The following is an 18,071-nucleotide window of genomic DNA, read 5'->3' as shown; positions in this document are numbered from 1 at the left end:
ATAGCCCCGCCTGTTTACCGTTATACGCCAAGCGACTTGAGCTTGCGATGCAATGCCGAGCGCTCCATGCCAACAAATTCCGCCGTGCGTGAAATATTGCCGCCAAAGCGATTGATCTGCGCAATAAGATATTCCTTCTCGAAACGCTCGCGCGCTTCCCGCAAGGGCAAAGCCATAATGTGCTGATCGGATTCTGTTGGCGCGCGTGGCAGCGTATCACCAATTTCCGCAGGCAGAAGATCGGCTGTAATAGGCGCTTCCGGATCATCGCCACGCGCCAAAATCATCAGACGTTCAACATTGTTGCGTAACTGACGAATATTACCCGGCCAGCTATGCGCCTGCAAAACAGCCATCGCATCAGAGCCGATCTTGCGCGGTTTGATGCCTGCCTGTTCCGCAATCTGCGTCATGAAATATTCGACCAGAGAAGGAATATCCTCTCGACGCGACGCGAGGGGCGGAACATGTACGGGCACCACAGAGAGACGATGAAACAGGTCTTCGCGGAATGTACCTTCAGCAATCATGCCTTCAAGGTTCTGTGCTGTGGAGGAAATGATACGAACATCAACCTTCACGCGCTTGGTTCCGCCAACACGCTCAAACTGCTGATCGACAAGAACACGCAAAATCTTATTTTGCGTTTCACGCGGCATATCCGCGATTTCATCGAGATAGAGAATACCGCCATGCGCTTCTTCCAGCGCACCGACCTTACGCTCACCACCGTCCATTTCGGTGCCGAAAAGCTCAATTTCCATACGTTCCGGCGTAATGGTTGCAGCATTAACGGTCACGAACGGGCCATTGGCGCGACTCGATTGCGCATGAATAGCGCGCGCAGCAAGTTCTTTCCCTGCGCCCGAAGGGCCGGTAATCATGATGCGGCTATTGGTTGGCGCAACGCGCTCAATGGTCTGACGCAACTGGTTGATCGCAAGCGACGCGCCAATGAGCTCCATGCTGTTGCCGCTACGCTTACGCAGGCTGGAAACTTCGCGCTTCAGCTTCGATGTTTCGAGTGCACGTTCGGCAACCAGAATAAGACGGTCGGCCTTGAACGGCTTTTCGATAAAGTCATAAGCGCCGCGACGGATCGCCGACACAGCCGTTTCAATATTGCCGTGACCGGAAATCATCACAACAGGCAGATCAGGGTGTTGCTTCTTGATTTCATCAAGCAGCGCAAGCCCGTCGAGACGGCTTCCCTGCAACCAGATATCCAGAAACACCAGTCGCGGCACACGATCATCAATTGCCGCAAGCGCACTATCAGCATCAAAGGCCGTGCGGGTTTCATGACCTTCATCGCTCAGAATACCGGCAACGAGTTCCCGAATATCCGCTTCGTCATCAACTACAAGAATATCGGCTGCCATATTAGATCACCTGTCCAATTATCTCGTTTCCATGACTTCCCTCTTCCGAACCGGACGAACCAGTGGAAACTTCAGGGAAAATCATCCGTATCATTGCGCCACGACCTTCGTAAAAATCTGCTGGCGCATCATGCAATTCCAGATGTCCGCCGTGGTCTTCCACGATCTTGCGAACAATAGCGAGACCGAGGCCGGTGCCTTTCTCTCGCGTTGTCATATAAGGCTCCAAAAGCTTCTGACGATCATCACGCGGCAAACCTTTGCCATTGTCGATGACATCAACGATGAGCTGTCCATCCGCCTTTTTCGAGCGAACGAGGATATGCCCCTCACCGCGCTCTTCCTTTGGCACGGCGTCAATTGCCTCGCTGGCATTCTTGATAACATTGCCGAATGCTTGGCCAATCAATCGGCTATCAAAAGAACCAATCAGCTTTTCAGAACCATAGTCATTGGTGAATTTTATGTCCTGACGGCTTACCTCGATAAGGAATGATGCCTCGCGCAAAGCCTCGCGCATGTCCATGGCCTTCATTTCAGGCTTCGGCATCCGCGCAAAAGACGAGAACTCATCCACCATGCGACCAATATCACCGACCTGCCGAATGATCGTATCCGTACACTGATCAAAGACTTCACGATCTTCGACAATCACCTTACCATAGCGACGGCGAATACGTTCTGCCGAAAGCTGGATCGGGGTGAGCGGATTTTTGATCTCATGGGCAATTCGACGTGCGACGTCTGCCCATGCAGAAGACCGCTGCGCCTGAACAAGATCCGTAATGTCATCGACGGTCACGACATAGGAATGATCGTCGGAATCTGCATCTTCAACCGTCACCTGCACATTATAGGTGCGTGCAACACCGTTACGGGTCATACTGACCTGCTCACGATGAACCGTACGCCCCGTTGTGCGCGCAACTTCAAAGGCCTGCCCGATTTCGGGCGCGATGCTACTCAGGCTCTTGCCGATGGCATCCTCTGAGCTGACACCAAACATATGCTCGGCAGAGCGGTTGAGGATAGAAATCGAGCCATCCGACTCAATGCCGATAACGCCCGCTGTCACACCAGAAAGCACAGCTTCCGAGAAGCGACGGCGCTCATCAATCTGATCTTTGGCAGACAAGAGTTCATTGCGCTGGCTTTTGAGTTCAGCAACCATGTTGTTGAACGTGCCAGACAGCGCGCCAACGTCACCGTCTGAAGAACGCACGGGCACAGAGCTATCAAGATTGCCGGCAGCCACATCGTCAGCAGCACCGATCAACAACCGGATCGGGCGAACAAGACGGTCGGCAACAGCAATACCAGTCCATATCGCTGACAACAGAACAATGAGCGTCAGACCGAAATAAAGCAGCGCAAAAGCGATCTGCGTTGGAATGCGGTTGGCATCCATCTCCTGATAGCGCGCAGTGTTCGCTTCCATCAGGCGCATGGCTTCAAGAATCTGCTGATCAACCGAGCGCACCGTATAAAGGTAAAGATCTGGAATCTCGCGCATTTTGATAACTGCGCCAACAAAATTACTGTTGCCCGGAGGGATGATCACCGGCTTGCCGTCTACAGCCGTCTTCAAAGCATCTTCGGTTGGTGCTGGAAGGCGTGCTTCAACACCAGTCTCGCTTTTAACAACGACATCCCCATCTTCACGCACCAAAAACGCACCCAGCAGCCCCCGGCCACCCGCTTGCAGGGTCATATATCGAATGAAACCACCTCTATCGAGACTATAGAGTGTGCGTTGCGCATCCAGTTCCTGCAACATTGAAAATGATGTGCTTTGCAGGTTGAGCGCCGTTTCACGAATATAGGCCGTCGTCAGACTCTGCGACGAACTGACAATGTCACGCGTATTGGTATCAAACCAGCGGTCGAGACCGAGATTGAGTGTGACCGATGCAACAATTGCCACCACAATTGCGGGAATTGCCGCAATCAACGAGAACAGCGCCACAATACGGACGTGAAGTCTTGAAGCGGCTTTTCCCAACCTGCGTGCCGAGATGATCCGGTAGATTTCTCGGCAAATCAGCAGGATGAGAAATACAATCAGCGCAACATTAACAATCACCAGCGCAAGCGTCACTGCACGATCCGGCGTGATTGGCGTAATGCCGATCAGGATGGCAAAAGAAATAGACGCTGTGATCAGCGCCAGGACAACGGTGATGATACCAGGCAGCGCAAGAAGTCTGCGCCCCTCACCGCTACGCGATGATTGCTCCGCTTTGTCCATTTCCGTGGTCAGATTCGCTGTGTTCATGTTAACCATGTTACCCAATAGCGTTGCATCTATGCAACGCATTGTGGCGAAAATGCAACGATTGTTTACAGGTTAATAGCATTTCCAGCAAAACTGCGACGCGGCCTTATGCTGGATAATGCACAAACACCAAACAAGAGCGCCGATCTGATAAATCAGATCAAAAGGCGCACTGATCAAATTTCGCGAAATTATCGTGCGTTCACCAACGGCGGCTTATTGCTTGGCGCCGCGATAGATGTTGACGCCAAGTTCTCTGATTTTCTTGCGCAACGTATTGCGATTAAGCCCGAGAATCTCAGCCGCTTTGATCTGGTTGCCGCGCGTTGCCGTAAGACATGCAAGAATCAGCGGGTATTCCAGTTCGGCAAGCACACGATGATAAAGCCCTGGCGGCGGCAGATCCGCACCAAATGATGCGAAGTAGCGTTGCATATTCTGCTCCACCACCTGCGAGATGGTTATGTTTTCCAGATCACCCGAAACAACTGCCGGGGCATCCGGCTTGGCAAGCTCAGACTTAAGCTCGGCTTCAATGATTTCGGGAGATATTTCATCCTGCGGATAAAGCGCGGCGAGCCTGCGCACCAGGTTTTCGAGCTCACGCACATTACCCGGCCAAGGATAACGGCGCATCATATCAAAGCCTGCCGCGGTGATACGCTTTTCTGGCAACCCTTCTTCCGCTGCCCGCTTAAAGAAATGGCGCACGAGATCGGGCACATCTTCGCTGCGCTCACGAAGTGGTGGCAGGCGCAAAGGCACAACATTCAGACGATAATAGAGATCTTCACGGAAAAGCCCCTGCGCGATGAGCTGGCGCAAATCCTTGTTGGTTGCAGCCACGATCCGCACATCGGTCTTGATCGGTGTGCGGCCACCAACCGTCATATATTCGCCCTGCTGTAGCACGCGTAGCAGACGCGTCTGCGCTTCCATCGGCATGTCGCCAATTTCGTCAAGAAACAGTGTGCCGCCATTGGCCTGCTCAAAACGACCGCTGGAGCGGTTTTGCGCCCCGGTAAAGGCACCTTTTTCATGGCCAAACAGTTCAGATTCGATCAGATCGCGCGGAATTGCAGCCATATTAATAGCCACAAATGGCCCTTTGCGACGGCGACCATATTCATGAAGCGCGCGCGCTACCAGTTCCTTGCCCGTACCCGACTCACCTGTCACCATCATGGTGAGATCTGTCTGCATCATGCGCGCCAAGACGCGATAGATTTCCTGCATTGCAGGCGAGCGACCGACCAGTGGCATATGTTCCGACTGCTCATCAGGAACAACCGCAACAGGCTTATGCTTTGGCTCGGAAAGCGCGCGCCCAACAATATTGATCAGTTCCGTCAGATCGAAAGGCTTTGGCAGATATTCATACGCCCCCGCTTCCGAAGCGCGGATCGCAGTCATAAATGTATTCTGCGCGCTCATCACCACAATCGGCAGATCAGGGCGCATTTTCTTGATGCGCGGCAACAGATCAAAGGCATTTTCATCCGGCATATTGACGTCTGTAATCACCAGATCGCCATCGCCAGCCGCGACCCAGCGCCAGAGCGAGGCCGCATTGGACGTAACCCGAACATCAAAACCTGCGCGCGACAATGCCTGATTTAGCACTGTACGAATTGCAGCATCGTCGTCTGCGACGAGTATCGTTCCTGTCGGACGTCCGGCTATCATGCTTTGTCTCCTGTCTTTGCAGACATATTATCGGCAGAACTTTTCCACTGCGGCATAAGAATACGGAATGTGGTGCGCGATGGATGGCTGTCGCATTCAATCACCCCGCCATGATCGCCAATGATTTTGGCAACCAGCGCCAATCCAAGCCCCGATCCATTGGTCTTGGTCGTCACAAACGGATCAAACAGATGCGGCAGCATATCCTCTGGCACGCCCGGACCATTATCCTGCACGCAGAACTCCAGGGGCAAAGCCACCCGATCACTCGCACCCGGCACTTGCAGGCGAATCCCCGGACGATACGCTGTCGAGAGCGTAATTTCCGCACCTTCGCTATCACCCAGTGCCTCCGCAGCATTTTTCACCAAATTGAGAAATACCTGCACCAGCTGGTCGCGATTGGCGTAAACTGGCGGCAATGACGGGTCATATTCCTCAATAAAACGGATATGCCGCGCAAAACCGTTGCGCGCCAATGTCTTCACATGGTCCAGCACCGAATAAATATTGACCGCCGTGCGTTCGATTGGACGTTCGTCGGAAAACACTTCCATGCGATCGACAAGCTTCACAATACGATCCGTTTCGTCGGTAATCAGTCGAGCCAGCGGGCGATCTTCATCGCCAACAACCTGTTCAAGCAATTGCGCTGCGCCACGAATGCCAGAAAGTGGATTCTTGATCTCGTGCGCCAGCATGGAAGCAAGGCCTGTCACCGACCGTGCAGCGCCCCGATGGGTCATCTGGCGGTCGATTTTCTCCGCCATGGTCTTTTCTTTAAACAGAATAACCACTGCCCCCGGCGTTTCGATAACCGGCGCAACATAAAGATCGACAATACGTTCGGCACCCAGTTTGGGCGATGAAATATCGACGCGATATTCATTGACCGGCACTTGCGCTGTGCGCACCTGATCCACCAGAGCCAGCAAAGGGCTCCCGAAAGGCAAAAAGGATTCGAGACGATTGCGCGCCAAAATGGAAGAGCCTGAGCGGAAAAACTGTTCCGCATCCATATTCGCATAGACAATATGATTGTCGGCACCGACCATAATCACAGGCTGATTGATCGCATCCAGAATGATTGCTGGAATACCGTTCATGTCTCCTCGACCACCCATCATGCGACCTTTCTGTCTGCTTCATGCAGAAAAACGCGGGAAAGCGCCGCGATAACCGCTTGAGGATCAGTGAGCGTCATGATTTCAGCCTTATCTGCGTGAGAGAATGCTTCACCCGCATGAGGTTCCAGATACCAACCAAGATGTTTTCTTGAATGGCGAATGCCGGTCTTGCTGCCATAATGGTCGAGCATATCTTCGTAATGTCTTATAATATAAGAAAGAATCTCTTGATCTGATCGCGGTGCAAAGTCGCTGCCCGCAATCAATCCCGCAAGCCATGGCTGGCCATAAGACGCACGCCCGATCATCACCGCATCAGCACCCGAACGGCGCTGCAATTCTTCCGCATCTTCCAATGATGACACATCGCCATTGGCAACCAGTGGGATCTTCACGACATCGCGCACCGCATGAATGGCATCCCAGTCGGCTTTGCCTTCATAGAACTGGCAGCGCGTACGCCCATGCACTGTCACCATCATAACGCCCGCATCCTCGGCGCGCTTTGCAAGTTCCGGCGCATTGATGCTGTTTTCGTCCCAGCCAAGACGCATTTTGAGCGTAACCGGCACTTTCACAGCATTCACGGTTGCCTCAACCAAGGTCATCGCATGGTCCAGATCGCGCATCAGCGCAGAACCGGAATAGCCACCCGTTACCTTTTTGGCAGGGCACCCCATATTGATGTCGATAATATCAGCGCCCTCGCCTTCAGCGATCTTGGCTGCCTCGCCCATCCAATGCGCTTCACGACCAGCAAGCTGCACCACATGCGTGCCAAGCCCCTCACCGGAGAGACGCAACAGGCTTTCCTTATGACGATTGCAGAGTTCAGCGCTTGCAACCATTTCCGAAACAACCATTCCCGCACCGGCTTCGGCGGCACGTTTTCGAAATGGAAGATCAGAAACGCCGGACATAGGCGCCAGAAATATGCGGTTTGGAACAACCACATTGCCTATGCTTAAAGGCTGACCGAGAGGAGTGATCAAGATATGCTCATTTGGTGTGCATGATGCAATTAGCACACACTTTAATCATTTGACGTGTTGAACGCAAGGAAAAGCGCATGCTCATGCGGATAAATCCATTGCGGTGTGGCAATTATTTGCGCAAGGCATTATTCGGCATTGAACGAGATGAATCTTTTGGCAGAGGCGAGCGAGATTTCACGGGCAGCAGCAGTGATCGTAGCCGCAGGACGCGGCGAACGGGCAGGACAAAGCATCGAAGGGCCGAAACAATATCGGCGCATCGGCGGCGAAGCCGTGCTTTCGCGCACACTGCGGGTTTTTGCGCAATGCTCTGCGATTGAGGAGATCATCGTGGTCATTCATGCCGATGATCGCAATCTCTATGAAAATGCCATCACCGGGCACTATTCAAACGTGCGTGTCGTCATTGGCGGCCCAACGCGACAGGAATCAACACGGCTTGGATTGCTGGCACTGAAAAACGATGCACCGCACTATGTGCTTATTCACGATGGTGTGCGCCCCTTCATCAACCAGAGTTTTCTTGAAGGCATATTCGGCACGCTGACACCAACAGAAGGCGTATTGCCAGCACTTGCTGTATCCGACACGCTGAAACAATCGGCCAGTGATGGAACCGTAAAAACAACAGTTCCACGAGCTGGTCTTTTTTCCGCGCAAACCCCGCAGGCTTTTCCTTTTGCGCCAATCCTTGATGCGCATGAAAAGGCATATCTTAGCGGCCGCTCAGACTTTACCGATGATGCATCCATTGCAGAGGCTTTTGGCCTGCCCGTGCGCATCATTGAAGGTTCCCCCGACAATACAAAACTGACATGGGCCAAAGATATTGAAATGGCCGATAAACGTTTGAGGCAAGGTATGACTTCATTTCCAGATATTCGCACCGGCAATGGCTATGATGTTCACAGCTTTGAACCCGGCGATCATGTCACGCTTTGCGGCGTGGCCATTCCGCATAACAGGAAACTGAATGGTCATTCGGACGCCGATGTGGCTCTGCATGCCCTGACTGATGCGCTTCTTGCCACACGCGGCGCAGGCGACATCGGCACGCACTTCCCGCCATCCGATCCGCAATGGAAAGGTGCCGCATCGCACATCTTCGTTGAATATGCGGTCAAGATCGTGCGTGAAGCGGGTGGCCGCATTGCCAATGCCGATGTGACGATCATCGCAGAAGAACCAAAGATCGGCCCCCACCGCCCCGCAATGATGGAATCCATGGCCAACATGCTTGGAATTTCGCAGGATCGTGTATCTGTCAAAGCAACCACCAACGAGAAGATGGGCTTTGTTGGCCGTGGCGAAGGCATTGCCGCTATTGTAACAGCAACTGTGATTTATCCCGGCGAGGTGCCAGAATGACGCTTATTGCGGAAGCTCAAGCCACCGACGTACTCAATGCTTGTCGCAAACACGGCATTATGATTGCGACAGCTGAATCCTGCACCGGCGGGCTGATCGCGGCAGCACTCACCGATATTGCCGGTTCGTCCGATGTGGTGGATCGCGGCTTTGTCACCTATTCCAATGAAGCCAAGAATGAAATGATCGGCGTTCCGATGGAATTGATCAATCGTTTGGGCGCGGTTTCAAAAGAAGTGGCAATCGCCATGGCGGAAGGAGCGCTTCACAACTCCCGCGCAGGCATCAGCATTGCTGTGACAGGCATTGCCGGTCCGGGCGGCGGATCAACTGAAAAGCCAGTCGGCCTCGTGCATATTGCCAGCGCACGCAAAGGCTTTGCCACGTTGCATAAAGAATGCCGCTTTGGTGAAAAATCGCGCGAAGATATTCGTCACGAAACAGTGCTGTCCGCGCTGGGACTGGTTTTAGAAGCGCTTAATTCTTAAGCGTAAATCGCATCGGCGCGCTTCTCAAAGGCTTCCGAAAACTTGCGGAACGCCAGATCGAACATTGACCCCATCAAAAGCCCAAGCGTGCGGCTTTTGAACTCATAATCGATGAAGAACTCGACATCGCATTCCGAACCGTTCCCAACCGGTTTAAAAGTCCAGCGATTGTCGAGATAGCGGAACGGACCATCGACATATTTCACGTCGATGACGTTTTCTTCAGGCTTCAAAAGCACCTGGCTGGTGAACGTCTCGCGGATCAGCTTATAGCCCACCGTCATATCGGCAATCAGAAGCGTCTTGCCGTCTTTCTCTTTACGAGAACGAACGGACAAAGCCTCACACATCGGCAAAAATTGCGGATATTTTTCCACGTCCGAAACCAGGGCAAACATTTCGTCTGCCCTGTGATGAACGCGTCTGACGTTGGTGAATTGCGGCATGCGAATTTAAGCCTGTACTGCAACCTGCGCTTCGCGCGCAGCCTTGAGCTTCGCGAAATCATCACCGGCATGGTGTGATGAACGCGTCAGCGGGCTGGACGCTACCAGCAGGAAGCCCTTGGTACGGCCAATCGTTTCAAAAGACTTGAATTCGTCTGGCGTGACGAAGCGGATCACCGGATGGTGCTTGCGGGTTGGCTGCAGATACTGACCGATGGTCATAAAATCCACGTCAGCCGAACGAAGATCATCCATAAGCTGCAAGATTTCGTTCCGCTCTTCGCCAAGACCGACCATGATCCCGGATTTTGTGAAGATTGTCGGATCGAGTTCCTTCACGCGCTGCAACAGACGGATCGAATGGAAATAACGAGCGCCCGGACGAACCTTGAGATATTTCGACGGAACCGTTTCCAGATTGTGATTGAACACATCGGGGCGGGCCTTGACCACGATTTCAAGCGCGCCTTCCTTGCGAAGAAAGTCAGGTGTGAGAATTTCAATCGTGGTCTTCGGTGTTGCCTCGCGGATCGCGCGAATGACATCGGCAAAATGCTGCGCGCCACCATCGGCCAGATCATCACGATCAACAGAAGTGATCACAACGTGGGTAAGGCCCATCTGCTTGATGGCTCGTGCTACACTTTCCGGCTCATTCGGATCGAGAGCCTTCGGAATGCCGGTTGAAACATTACAGAACGCACAGGCGCGCGTGCAGATTTCACCCATAATCATAAAGGTTGCGTGCTTCTTTTCCCAGCACTCGCCAATATTCGGGCAACCGGCTTCTTCGCAAACGGTCACAAGCTTGTTCGAACGAACAATCTCACGCGTTTCATTATAACCGCGTGAAACAGGAGCCTTAACGCGGATCCATTCCGGCTTTTTCAGGATTTCATTGTCCGGACGATGTGCCTTCTCCGGATGACGAAGACGTCTCTGGTTCACCGTGTCGAGAACTGTAACCATGCTGTTTCCTGCCTATCCGAAGCTATCACAAATCTGAAACGCTTCTAAATTGGGTCCGGTTCGTAATCTCTGGCTTCTACCCTGTCAACTTGGCACGCCCGGAGACATCGTCAATATACTGCGGCTTACCGTCTCGCCGCCATTCCTAATGCTCTGAACACCAGTGCCCAGATCAGGCCAAACAGAAGTCCGCCAAATCCGAGTGCAAAGGCCAGTGTCCAGACGCCGTACCAGCCAGCAATCGCCATTCCATTGACCGATATGGTGTTTCCTCCGATCAGGCTCAAGCTCCCGACAGCAAAGCCAAGCGCAAGACCACCAACGGTACACCATTTAATCATGGGCCATGCGGCGCGCCGCCATGGCCCTCCATTATCAATCAGCGGAATGTGACCACCTCTTCGTTATGCGTTCAGCACACGCCCATAGGCATCCAGAACGCTTTCTTTCATCATTTCAGAAAGGGTTGGATGCGGGAAGACCGAATGCATCAGCTCTTCTTCCGTGGTTTCAAGGTTCATCGCAACGACAAAGCCCTGAATAAGTTCGGTCACTTCCGCGCCAACCATGTGCGCGCCAAGCAGCTGCCCGGTTTTCTTATCAAAAATCGTCTTGACCAGCCCCTGATCTTCACCCAGCGCAATGGCCTTACCATTTGCCGAGAAGGAATAACGACCGACACGAATGTCAAAGCCCTGTTCCTTGGCCTTGGCTTCCGTCAGACCAACCGATGCAACCTGCGGATTGCAATAGGTGCAGCCCGGGATCATCAGCTTATCAAGCGAATGAACATTCGGCAGGCCGGCAATCTTTTCAATGCAAATCACACCTTCATGCTCAGCCTTGTGAGCGAGCATCGGAGGACCGGCAACGTCACCAATCGCGTAAATGCCTTCGACATTGGTCTTGCCATAGCCATCAATGACGACGCAACCACGATCTGTCTTCACGCCAAGCGCTTCAAGACCGAGATTTTCAATGTTGCCCTGAACGCCCACAGCTGAAATCAGACGATCAACGGTGAGCTTTTCAACCTTGCCGTCCTTGGTTTCAATGTGAGCGGTCACGGAATCCGTGCCCTTCTCGACCTTGGTCACTTTGGCTTCGGTGATGATCTTGAGACCAAGCTTTTCCAGACGCTTGCGCGCGAAGGTGGAAATTTCCACATCTTCAACTGGCATAATGTTTGGCATCAATTCAACAACCGTCACATCAACGCCCATGGCATTGTAGAAAGATGCAAATTCAATGCCGATAGCACCGGACCCCATCACCACCATCGACTTTGGCAGCGCCTGCGGCACCATCGCTTCAAAATAGGTCCAGATCAGCTTGCCATCCGGCTCAATGCCCGGCAGCGAACGAGGACGTGCGCCGGTTGCAACAATCACGTGCTTGGCCTTGTAGCTGCCCTCGCCCAGCACGCCCTTTGGCACCGGATTTTGCGGCTGCATCCGCTGCTTCGATGATTTACCGACCGAAATCTCTGCTGGCGTGTTGCCGGAAGCACCCTTAACGAGCTTGGCTTCGCCCCAGATCACGTCGATCTTGTTCTTCTTCATCAGATAGGCAACGCCACCATTCAGACGCGCCGACACGCCACGCGAACGCGCAACAACTGCATTCACATCAGCGCTGATCGAGCCTTCAAGCTTGAGGCCGTAATCCTTGGCATGTTCACCCAGATGCAGCACTTCCGCCGAACGCAACAGCGCCTTGGTTGGAATACAACCCCAGTTGAGGCAAATTCCACCCAGATGTTCGCGCTCGACAATCGCGGTCTTAAGACCAAGCTGCGCTGCGCGGATAGCCGTGACATAACCGCCCGGTCCCGATCCAATGATAATAACGTCGTAGATGTCGGCCATTTTATCCTGCCTTTGATCTATCAGAAAACGGGAAGCGGCATCATACGCATATTCTTAGCGGTGCGCATTCCCGGATCGCCGACCTCTGTCGGCTTACAAATAAGCAAACGCCGCATGTCAGACAACACGCGGCGTTCAATCATATCAGACCAGCATACCCATCGGGTTTTCGATGTGACGCTTGAAGGCCTGTGCAAGTTCAGCAGCCAGAGCGCCATCAACCGCACGGTGATCGGTGGAAAGGGTGACGGACATAACCGTCGCAACCTTGATTTCACCGTTCTTGACCACTGCGCGCTGTTCACCGGCACCAATTGCGAAGATCGTCGCATGTGGTGGGTTGATGATCGCGGCAAAGTCCTTCACGCCGAACATGCCGAGGTTGGACACAGAGGTCGAACCACCCTGATATTCATCAGGCTTGAGCTTGCGATCACGCGCACGCTTGGCAAGGTCTTTCATCTCATTGGAGATGGCAGACAGCGTCTTCGATTCTGACTGACGCACGATTGGCGTAATCAGACCGCCTGGAATGGACACAGCAACACCGACATCCGCACGCTTGTGCTTGATCATGCCGCCTTCGGTCCATGAGACGTTGGCTTCAGGAATATCACGCAGTGCAAGAGCAACAGCCTTGATCACCAGATCATTGACAGAAAGCTTGTAGGCCGGAACCTCGCCCTTTTCTGTCTTGATAAGCGGCGCAGCCGAATTGATCTGCGAACGCAGAGCCAGAAGCGCATCGAGTTCGCAATCGATGGTCAGATAGAAATGCGGAACAGTCTGCTTCGATTCGACCAGACGGCGGGCAATAGTCTTGCGCATACCGTCATGAGGAACAATTTCGTATGTGCCTTCTTCAAAGAGCTTGAGGATGGCATCATCCGACTGAGGCTTTGGAGCCGATGCCGCTCCCTGTGGTGCGGCCGATGCAGCTTTCGTGCCGCCGGACTTGATTGCAGCTTCAACGTCACGCTGAACAACACGGCCATGAGGACCAGTGCCTTTTACAGCCGCAACATCAACGCCTGCATCCTTGGCGATGCGACGAGCAAGCGGGGACGCGAAAACGCGCTCACCCTTGTTTTCTACCGGTGCAGCCGCTGGCGCGTCAGCTTTTGCAGGAGCCGAAGCTGCCGCAGGCGCAGCTTCCTTCTTCGGCTCTTCCTTAGGCGTTTCGGCCTTTGGTGCAGGAGCAGAATCGCCGCCTTTCGCAGCTTCAGCAACATCCTCGCCGTCTTCGGCGAGAATTGCGATCAGCGCGTTGACCTTCACGCCCTGCGTACCCGCAGGAACGACCAGCTTGGCAACAGTGCCTTCATCGACAGCTTCGACTTCCATCGTCGCCTTGTCGGTTTCGATCTCGGCGATCACATCGCCGGACGTTACCTTGTCGCCTTCCTTGACCAGCCACTTGGAAAGATTGCCTTCTTCCATGGTTGGCGAAAGCGCTGGCATGGTGATCTTAATCGGCATGTCCAGTACCTCCTCAGGCGGTGTAGGTCACGGTTTTCACCGCTTCCACCACTTCTGCTACAGTTGGCAGAGCCAGCTTTTCGAGATTTGCCGCATATGGCATCGGAACGTCCTTGCCAGCAATCGTCAGGATTGGCGCATCGAGATAATCGAAAGCTTCCTGCATGACGCGGGTGGCAATTTCCGTACCAACGGAAGACTGCGGGAAGCCCTCTTCAACGGTGACGAGACGACCGGTCTTCTTGACCGATTCAACAACCGTTGGAATATCCATTGGACGGATGGTGCGCAGATCAATGACTTCAACGTCAATACCCTGTGCAGCCAGTTCGTCAGCAGCCTTGACCGCATAGGTCATGCCGATGCCGAACGAAACGATGGTCGCGTCCTTGCCCTGCTTATGAATGCGGGCCTTGCCGATTGGCAGCACGAAATCATCCAGCTTCGGTACATCGAAATGATGACCGTAGAGAATTTCGTTTTCAAGGAAGATGACCGGATTTGGATCACGGATTGCAGCCTTGAGAAGACCCTTCGCATCAGCCGCCGAATAAGGCATGACGACCTTGAGGCCCGGAATCTGGCTGTACCATGCGGCATAGCACTGGGAGTGCTGTGCACCAACGCGCGCAGCAGCGCCCGAAGGGCCACGGAACACCATTGGTGCGCCCATCTGACCACCCGACATATAGAGCGTCTTGGCAGCCGAATTGATGATCTGGTCAATCGCCTGCATGGCGAAGTTGAAGGTCATAAATTCGACGATTGGCTTCAAGCCAGCCATAGCAGCACCGACACCGATACCAGCAAAGCCATGCTCAGTGATCGGGGTATCGACAACGCGGCGTGGGCCGAATTCGTCAAGAAGACCCTGCGTAATCTTGTAGGCGCCCTGATATTCAGCGACTTCTTCACCCATGATGAAGACATCGTCGTCACGACGCATTTCTTCGGCCATGGCATCGCGCAGTGCTTCACGCACCGTCATCGAAACCATTTCTGTACCGGCTGGAATATCTGGATCAGATGCAACTTCAACCTTTGGAGCAGCAGGCACGCTATCGGCTTTCTTTTCTTCAGCCTTTGGCGCTTCTTTTGCTTCTTCCTTCGGTGCCTCTGCTTTTGCAGCAGGTGCGGAACCGATGTCGGAGGCGCTTTCACCCTCACCGAGCAGAATAGCAATCGGCGTATTAACCTTCACGCCTTCCGTGCCTTCTTCGATGAGAATCTTGCCGATTGTGCCTTCATCAACAGCTTCGACTTCCATCGTTGCCTTGTCGGTTTCGATTTCGGCAATCACATCACCGGATGTAACTTTGTCGCCTTCCTTTTTCACCCATTTGGAAAGCTTGCCTTCTTCCATGGTTGGAGAAAGGGCGGGCATGAGAATTTCTACGGGCATGTCAACACCTTTCCCGAATTAGAGCAGAATATCCGTGTAGAGCTCGGAAACATCCGGCTCTGGATCGTTTTGAGCGAATTCGGCAGAATCAGCCACGATGTCGCGGACTTCTTTGTCGATTTCTTTCAGCTCTTCTTCAGTGGCCCAGTTCTTTTCGATCAGGCGCTGTTTAACCTGTTCAATCGGATCGTGCTCGGAACGCATCTTCTGCACTTCATCCTTCGAGCGATACTTCGCAGGATCGGACATTGAGTGACCGCGATAACGATAGGTTTCCATTTCAAGGATCAGCGGACCCTTGCCAGCACGTGCCCATTCAGCAGCCGCTTCCGCAGCAGCAGCAACGGCGCGAACATCCATACCGTCAACCTTGATGCCCGGAACGTTGAACGAAACACCGCGCTTTGAGAAATCCGTTTCAGCGGATGAACGCGAAACTGACGTACCCATTGCATAGCGGTTGTTTTCGATCACGTAGATCACCGGAAGCTTCCACAGCGATGCCATGTTGAACGCTTCATAGACCTGGCCCTGATTGGCAGCGCCATCACCGAAATAGGTAACCGAGATATTGTCATTGCCGCGATACTTATTCGCAAAGGCAAGACCTGTTCCAAGAGGAACCTGAGCACCAACGATACCGTGGCCGCCGTAAAAGCCCTTTTCCTTGGAGAACATGTGCATGGAGCCGCCCTTGCCCTTGGAGTAACCCCCACGGCGGCCGGTGAGCTCTGCCATAACGCCACGCGCTTCCATGCCAGTTGCCAGCATATGACCATGGTCACGATAGGAGGTGATAATCTGATCACCTTCCTTAAGTGCTGTCTGCATACCGACGACGACAGCTTCCTGACCAATATAAAGGTGACAGAAGCCACCAATGAAACCCATACCGTAAAGCTGACCGGCCTTTTCTTCGAAACGGCGAATCAACAGCATTTCGCGGTAGGCGTTCAGTTCCTGCTCTTTATTGAAATCAGCCGGTGCTGGTGTCTTGGGAACATTCCCAAAAGACGCCTGCGATTTTCCAGCCGACGCTTTATTAGCCTTCGGTGCCATATCTCGCTCCCTATAGCATGCACCCAAAACCAGCATCGATTTTGAAAGCAACATGCGTCGATTCAAATTATCAGAGCCCTTTCACGCACACAAAGGACGCGCGGCGCTCTACGATTGTCGTTCTATTGTGACGTTATACGGGCAATTTACAAGATACAATATGCACGTAGAGCATAGCTGCTATGCCGCCAAGCCCTTAAAAACATATCACAAAAAGACAATTAACTGGATTTCAGTTAATTTGATCGATCTTCCCGAGAAATGATAATTGTCATTTCATCAGCGTGGGAGAGATTAAGCGCTCTGCGTGCCTGCTCGTCAAGCATGTCCTTTTCAATCGTCCCATCACGAAGAAGCGTGACTCGCTTTTCAAGCGCAGTTCTATCGGCAGTCACCTTTTCAAGCTGCTGCGTCAGAAGGCTTTTCTGTTGTTCGAGCTGAATACGAGAATAGAGACCAAATTCGCCATGATAGGCGTGAAAACCGAAATAGCTCAGAAACGCAGCCGTCAAAACGGGCAGCACAAATCGGCCGCGAATAGATTTACGTTTCTGCTTGGTCCACATTTCGGCTTCCTTCCCGGACGCTCACGACGGTTTTGATTCTGAATTAAAGCCGTCTATCCGATTTCCACTATGAAGCATTATTTTGCTTAACAGAGCTTTACCATCCAAAGGATGACGAGCCATCCAGGTGCATTTTTTCAAAGGGGCGGCTTCAGCGTGCAAGCACGGCCACCACAATTCGACATCAATCCAATTCAGTTTAACGCTGACATTAAATCATCACCTTAAGTAAGAAACAACTTAAATATTAATCATAAATTGCCAATATATTTTATCAGAATTTAAGAAATCGAAAATCGACATAGGGAATTAAATAAGGCAAATATCTTTAACTTAAATGATAAGAGTGATATTTTAACAATTAAAAACAAATATAGAATAATTGTTATTTTATACTCAGATATAGGAAGAAAAAATGGCAACCGAAAAATTGGTAAAGCGCCTTGCATGCATCATCATGGCTCTGTTCCCCGCCTTATGGGGTTTATTCAGCTTTCTGAACAACACCGCCGATTTTTCGGGCACTGCTCAGAATGCCGTTGCGCCGCTCTTATCCATGGCCGACACTTATGGAAATCCGGCTCTGACCTGGCGCTCGATTACCGCCGGTTGGGCACCCTATGTTGGCCTTGCCGGTATTACCGCAATGGAAACACTTGCAGGAATTCTGGCAATGATCGGCGTTCTCAAGATGGGAACAAACCTTGGTAAAGACTATGCAGCTTTCGCCAGAGGCAAAGCATGGGCGATGCTGGGAGCTTTGTGCGCAATCGCAGTTTGGGGCCTTGGCTTTATGGTCGTTGCGGGTGATTGGTTTATGGCATGGCAAGCCAAGGAAAACCCGCTCAACACGCAATTGGGTGCCCTGCTCTATTGTCTTCCCTGCATGATGGCTGTGGTGGTGATGATGCTCCACAAAGAAGAGGCCTAAGGACAGGACAAACAAAAACGGCGGCACATA

The 18,071-nt window shown here is 52.6% G+C and carries 16 protein-coding genes; 3 read left to right on the top strand and 13 right to left on the bottom strand.

Going from position 1 to position 18,071, the window contains the following annotated elements:
• Positions 1-20 precede the first annotated feature (20 nt).
• The 5 genes from ntrX to dusB form a co-directional block, all read right to left on the bottom strand.
• Entirely contained in the window at positions 21-1,382 is a 1,362-nt protein-coding gene (gene ntrX / locus OPR82_RS10005; protein ID WP_265984645.1) for a nitrogen assimilation response regulator NtrX, read from the bottom strand.
• 1 nt (position 1,383) lies between these two features.
• Positions 1,384-3,699, bottom strand: a complete 2,316-nt coding sequence (locus OPR82_RS10000; protein WP_265984644.1) for a sensor histidine kinase NtrY-like — start codon at positions 3,697-3,699, stop codon at positions 1,384-1,386.
• A gap of 174 nt (positions 3,700-3,873) precedes the next feature.
• On the bottom strand, positions 3,874-5,343 hold the full coding sequence (ntrC, locus tag OPR82_RS09995; RefSeq protein WP_265984643.1) for a nitrogen regulation protein NR(I): 1,470 nt from the start codon (positions 5,341-5,343) through the stop codon (positions 3,874-3,876).
• Positions 5,340-6,467, bottom strand: a complete 1,128-nt coding sequence (locus OPR82_RS09990; RefSeq protein WP_265984743.1) for a two-component system sensor histidine kinase NtrB — start codon at positions 6,465-6,467, stop codon at positions 5,340-5,342. Before OPR82_RS09990 ends, ntrC begins: the two co-directional genes overlap by 4 nt.
• Entirely contained in the window at positions 6,467-7,459 is a 993-nt protein-coding gene (gene dusB / locus OPR82_RS09985) for a tRNA dihydrouridine synthase DusB (RefSeq protein WP_265984742.1), read from the bottom strand. The genes OPR82_RS09990 and dusB overlap by 1 nt, the downstream gene beginning before the upstream one ends.
• 150 nt (positions 7,460-7,609) lie before the next feature.
• Here dusB and OPR82_RS09980 point away from each other — a divergent pair, with 150 nt between their 5' ends.
• Both OPR82_RS09980 and OPR82_RS09975 read left to right on the top strand, forming a co-directional pair.
• Positions 7,610-8,833 carry a bifunctional 2-C-methyl-D-erythritol 4-phosphate cytidylyltransferase/2-C-methyl-D-erythritol 2,4-cyclodiphosphate synthase gene (locus OPR82_RS09980; RefSeq protein ID WP_265984642.1) on the top strand — a complete coding sequence of 408 codons (1,224 nt, stop codon included), beginning with the start codon at positions 7,610-7,612 and terminating at the stop codon, positions 8,831-8,833.
• A complete protein-coding gene (locus OPR82_RS09975; RefSeq protein ID WP_265984641.1) occupies positions 8,830-9,321 on the top strand; it encodes a CinA family protein in 492 nt (163 codons plus the stop codon). The genes OPR82_RS09980 and OPR82_RS09975 overlap by 4 nt, the downstream gene beginning before the upstream one ends.
• On the opposite strand, the gene OPR82_RS09970 is transcribed toward OPR82_RS09975, so the two are convergent.
• The 8 genes from OPR82_RS09970 to OPR82_RS09935 all read right to left on the bottom strand — a co-directional run bounded on the left by OPR82_RS09970 (position 9,318) and on the right by OPR82_RS09935 (position 17,110).
• Positions 9,318-9,767, bottom strand: a complete 450-nt coding sequence (locus OPR82_RS09970; RefSeq protein WP_265984640.1) for a type II toxin-antitoxin system RatA family toxin — start codon at positions 9,765-9,767, stop codon at positions 9,318-9,320. The genes OPR82_RS09975 and OPR82_RS09970 overlap by 4 nt on opposite strands.
• A gap of 6 nt (positions 9,768-9,773) precedes the next feature.
• Positions 9,774-10,736: a lipoyl synthase gene (gene lipA / locus OPR82_RS09965; RefSeq protein WP_265984639.1), complete on the bottom strand. Its 963-nt coding sequence runs from the start codon at positions 10,734-10,736 to the stop codon at positions 9,774-9,776.
• Positions 10,737-10,861: 125 nt separating this feature from the next.
• On the bottom strand, positions 10,862-11,077 hold the full coding sequence (locus OPR82_RS09960) for a hypothetical protein (RefSeq protein ID WP_265984752.1): 216 nt from the start codon (positions 11,075-11,077) through the stop codon (positions 10,862-10,864).
• A gap of 63 nt (positions 11,078-11,140) precedes the next feature.
• Positions 11,141-12,604, bottom strand: a complete 1,464-nt coding sequence (gene lpdA / locus OPR82_RS09955; RefSeq protein ID WP_265984637.1) for a dihydrolipoyl dehydrogenase — start codon at positions 12,602-12,604, stop codon at positions 11,141-11,143.
• A gap of 144 nt (positions 12,605-12,748) precedes the next feature.
• On the bottom strand, positions 12,749-14,083 hold the full coding sequence (locus OPR82_RS09950; RefSeq protein WP_265984636.1) for a pyruvate dehydrogenase complex dihydrolipoamide acetyltransferase: 1,335 nt from the start codon (positions 14,081-14,083) through the stop codon (positions 12,749-12,751).
• A gap of 13 nt (positions 14,084-14,096) precedes the next feature.
• A complete protein-coding gene (locus OPR82_RS09945; RefSeq protein WP_265984635.1) occupies positions 14,097-15,485 on the bottom strand; it encodes a pyruvate dehydrogenase complex E1 component subunit beta in 1,389 nt (462 codons plus the stop codon).
• 18 nt (positions 15,486-15,503) lie between these two features.
• Positions 15,504-16,544, bottom strand: a complete 1,041-nt coding sequence (pdhA, locus tag OPR82_RS09940) for a pyruvate dehydrogenase (acetyl-transferring) E1 component subunit alpha (RefSeq protein WP_265984634.1) — start codon at positions 16,542-16,544, stop codon at positions 15,504-15,506.
• Positions 16,545-16,780: 236 nt separating this feature from the next.
• On the bottom strand, positions 16,781-17,110 hold the full coding sequence (locus OPR82_RS09935; protein WP_265984633.1) for an FtsB family cell division protein: 330 nt from the start codon (positions 17,108-17,110) through the stop codon (positions 16,781-16,783).
• A gap of 415 nt (positions 17,111-17,525) precedes the next feature.
• Here OPR82_RS09935 and OPR82_RS09930 point away from each other — a divergent pair, with 415 nt between their 5' ends.
• The gene (locus OPR82_RS09930; RefSeq protein ID WP_265984632.1) at positions 17,526-18,041 is read left to right on the top strand and encodes a DUF2165 domain-containing protein; all 516 of its coding nucleotides are present in this window, start codon (positions 17,526-17,528) and stop codon (positions 18,039-18,041) included.
• Positions 18,042-18,071: the final 30 nt, after the last annotated feature.

The sequence above is a fragment of the Ochrobactrum chromiisoli genome (assembly GCF_026241335.1).
In the GTDB taxonomy this organism is placed as follows: Bacteria; Pseudomonadota; Alphaproteobacteria; order Rhizobiales; family Rhizobiaceae; genus Brucella; species Brucella chromiisoli.
Note: the sequence above shows the minus strand (reverse complement) of the source record. Positions and strands in the feature narration are given on the sequence as shown.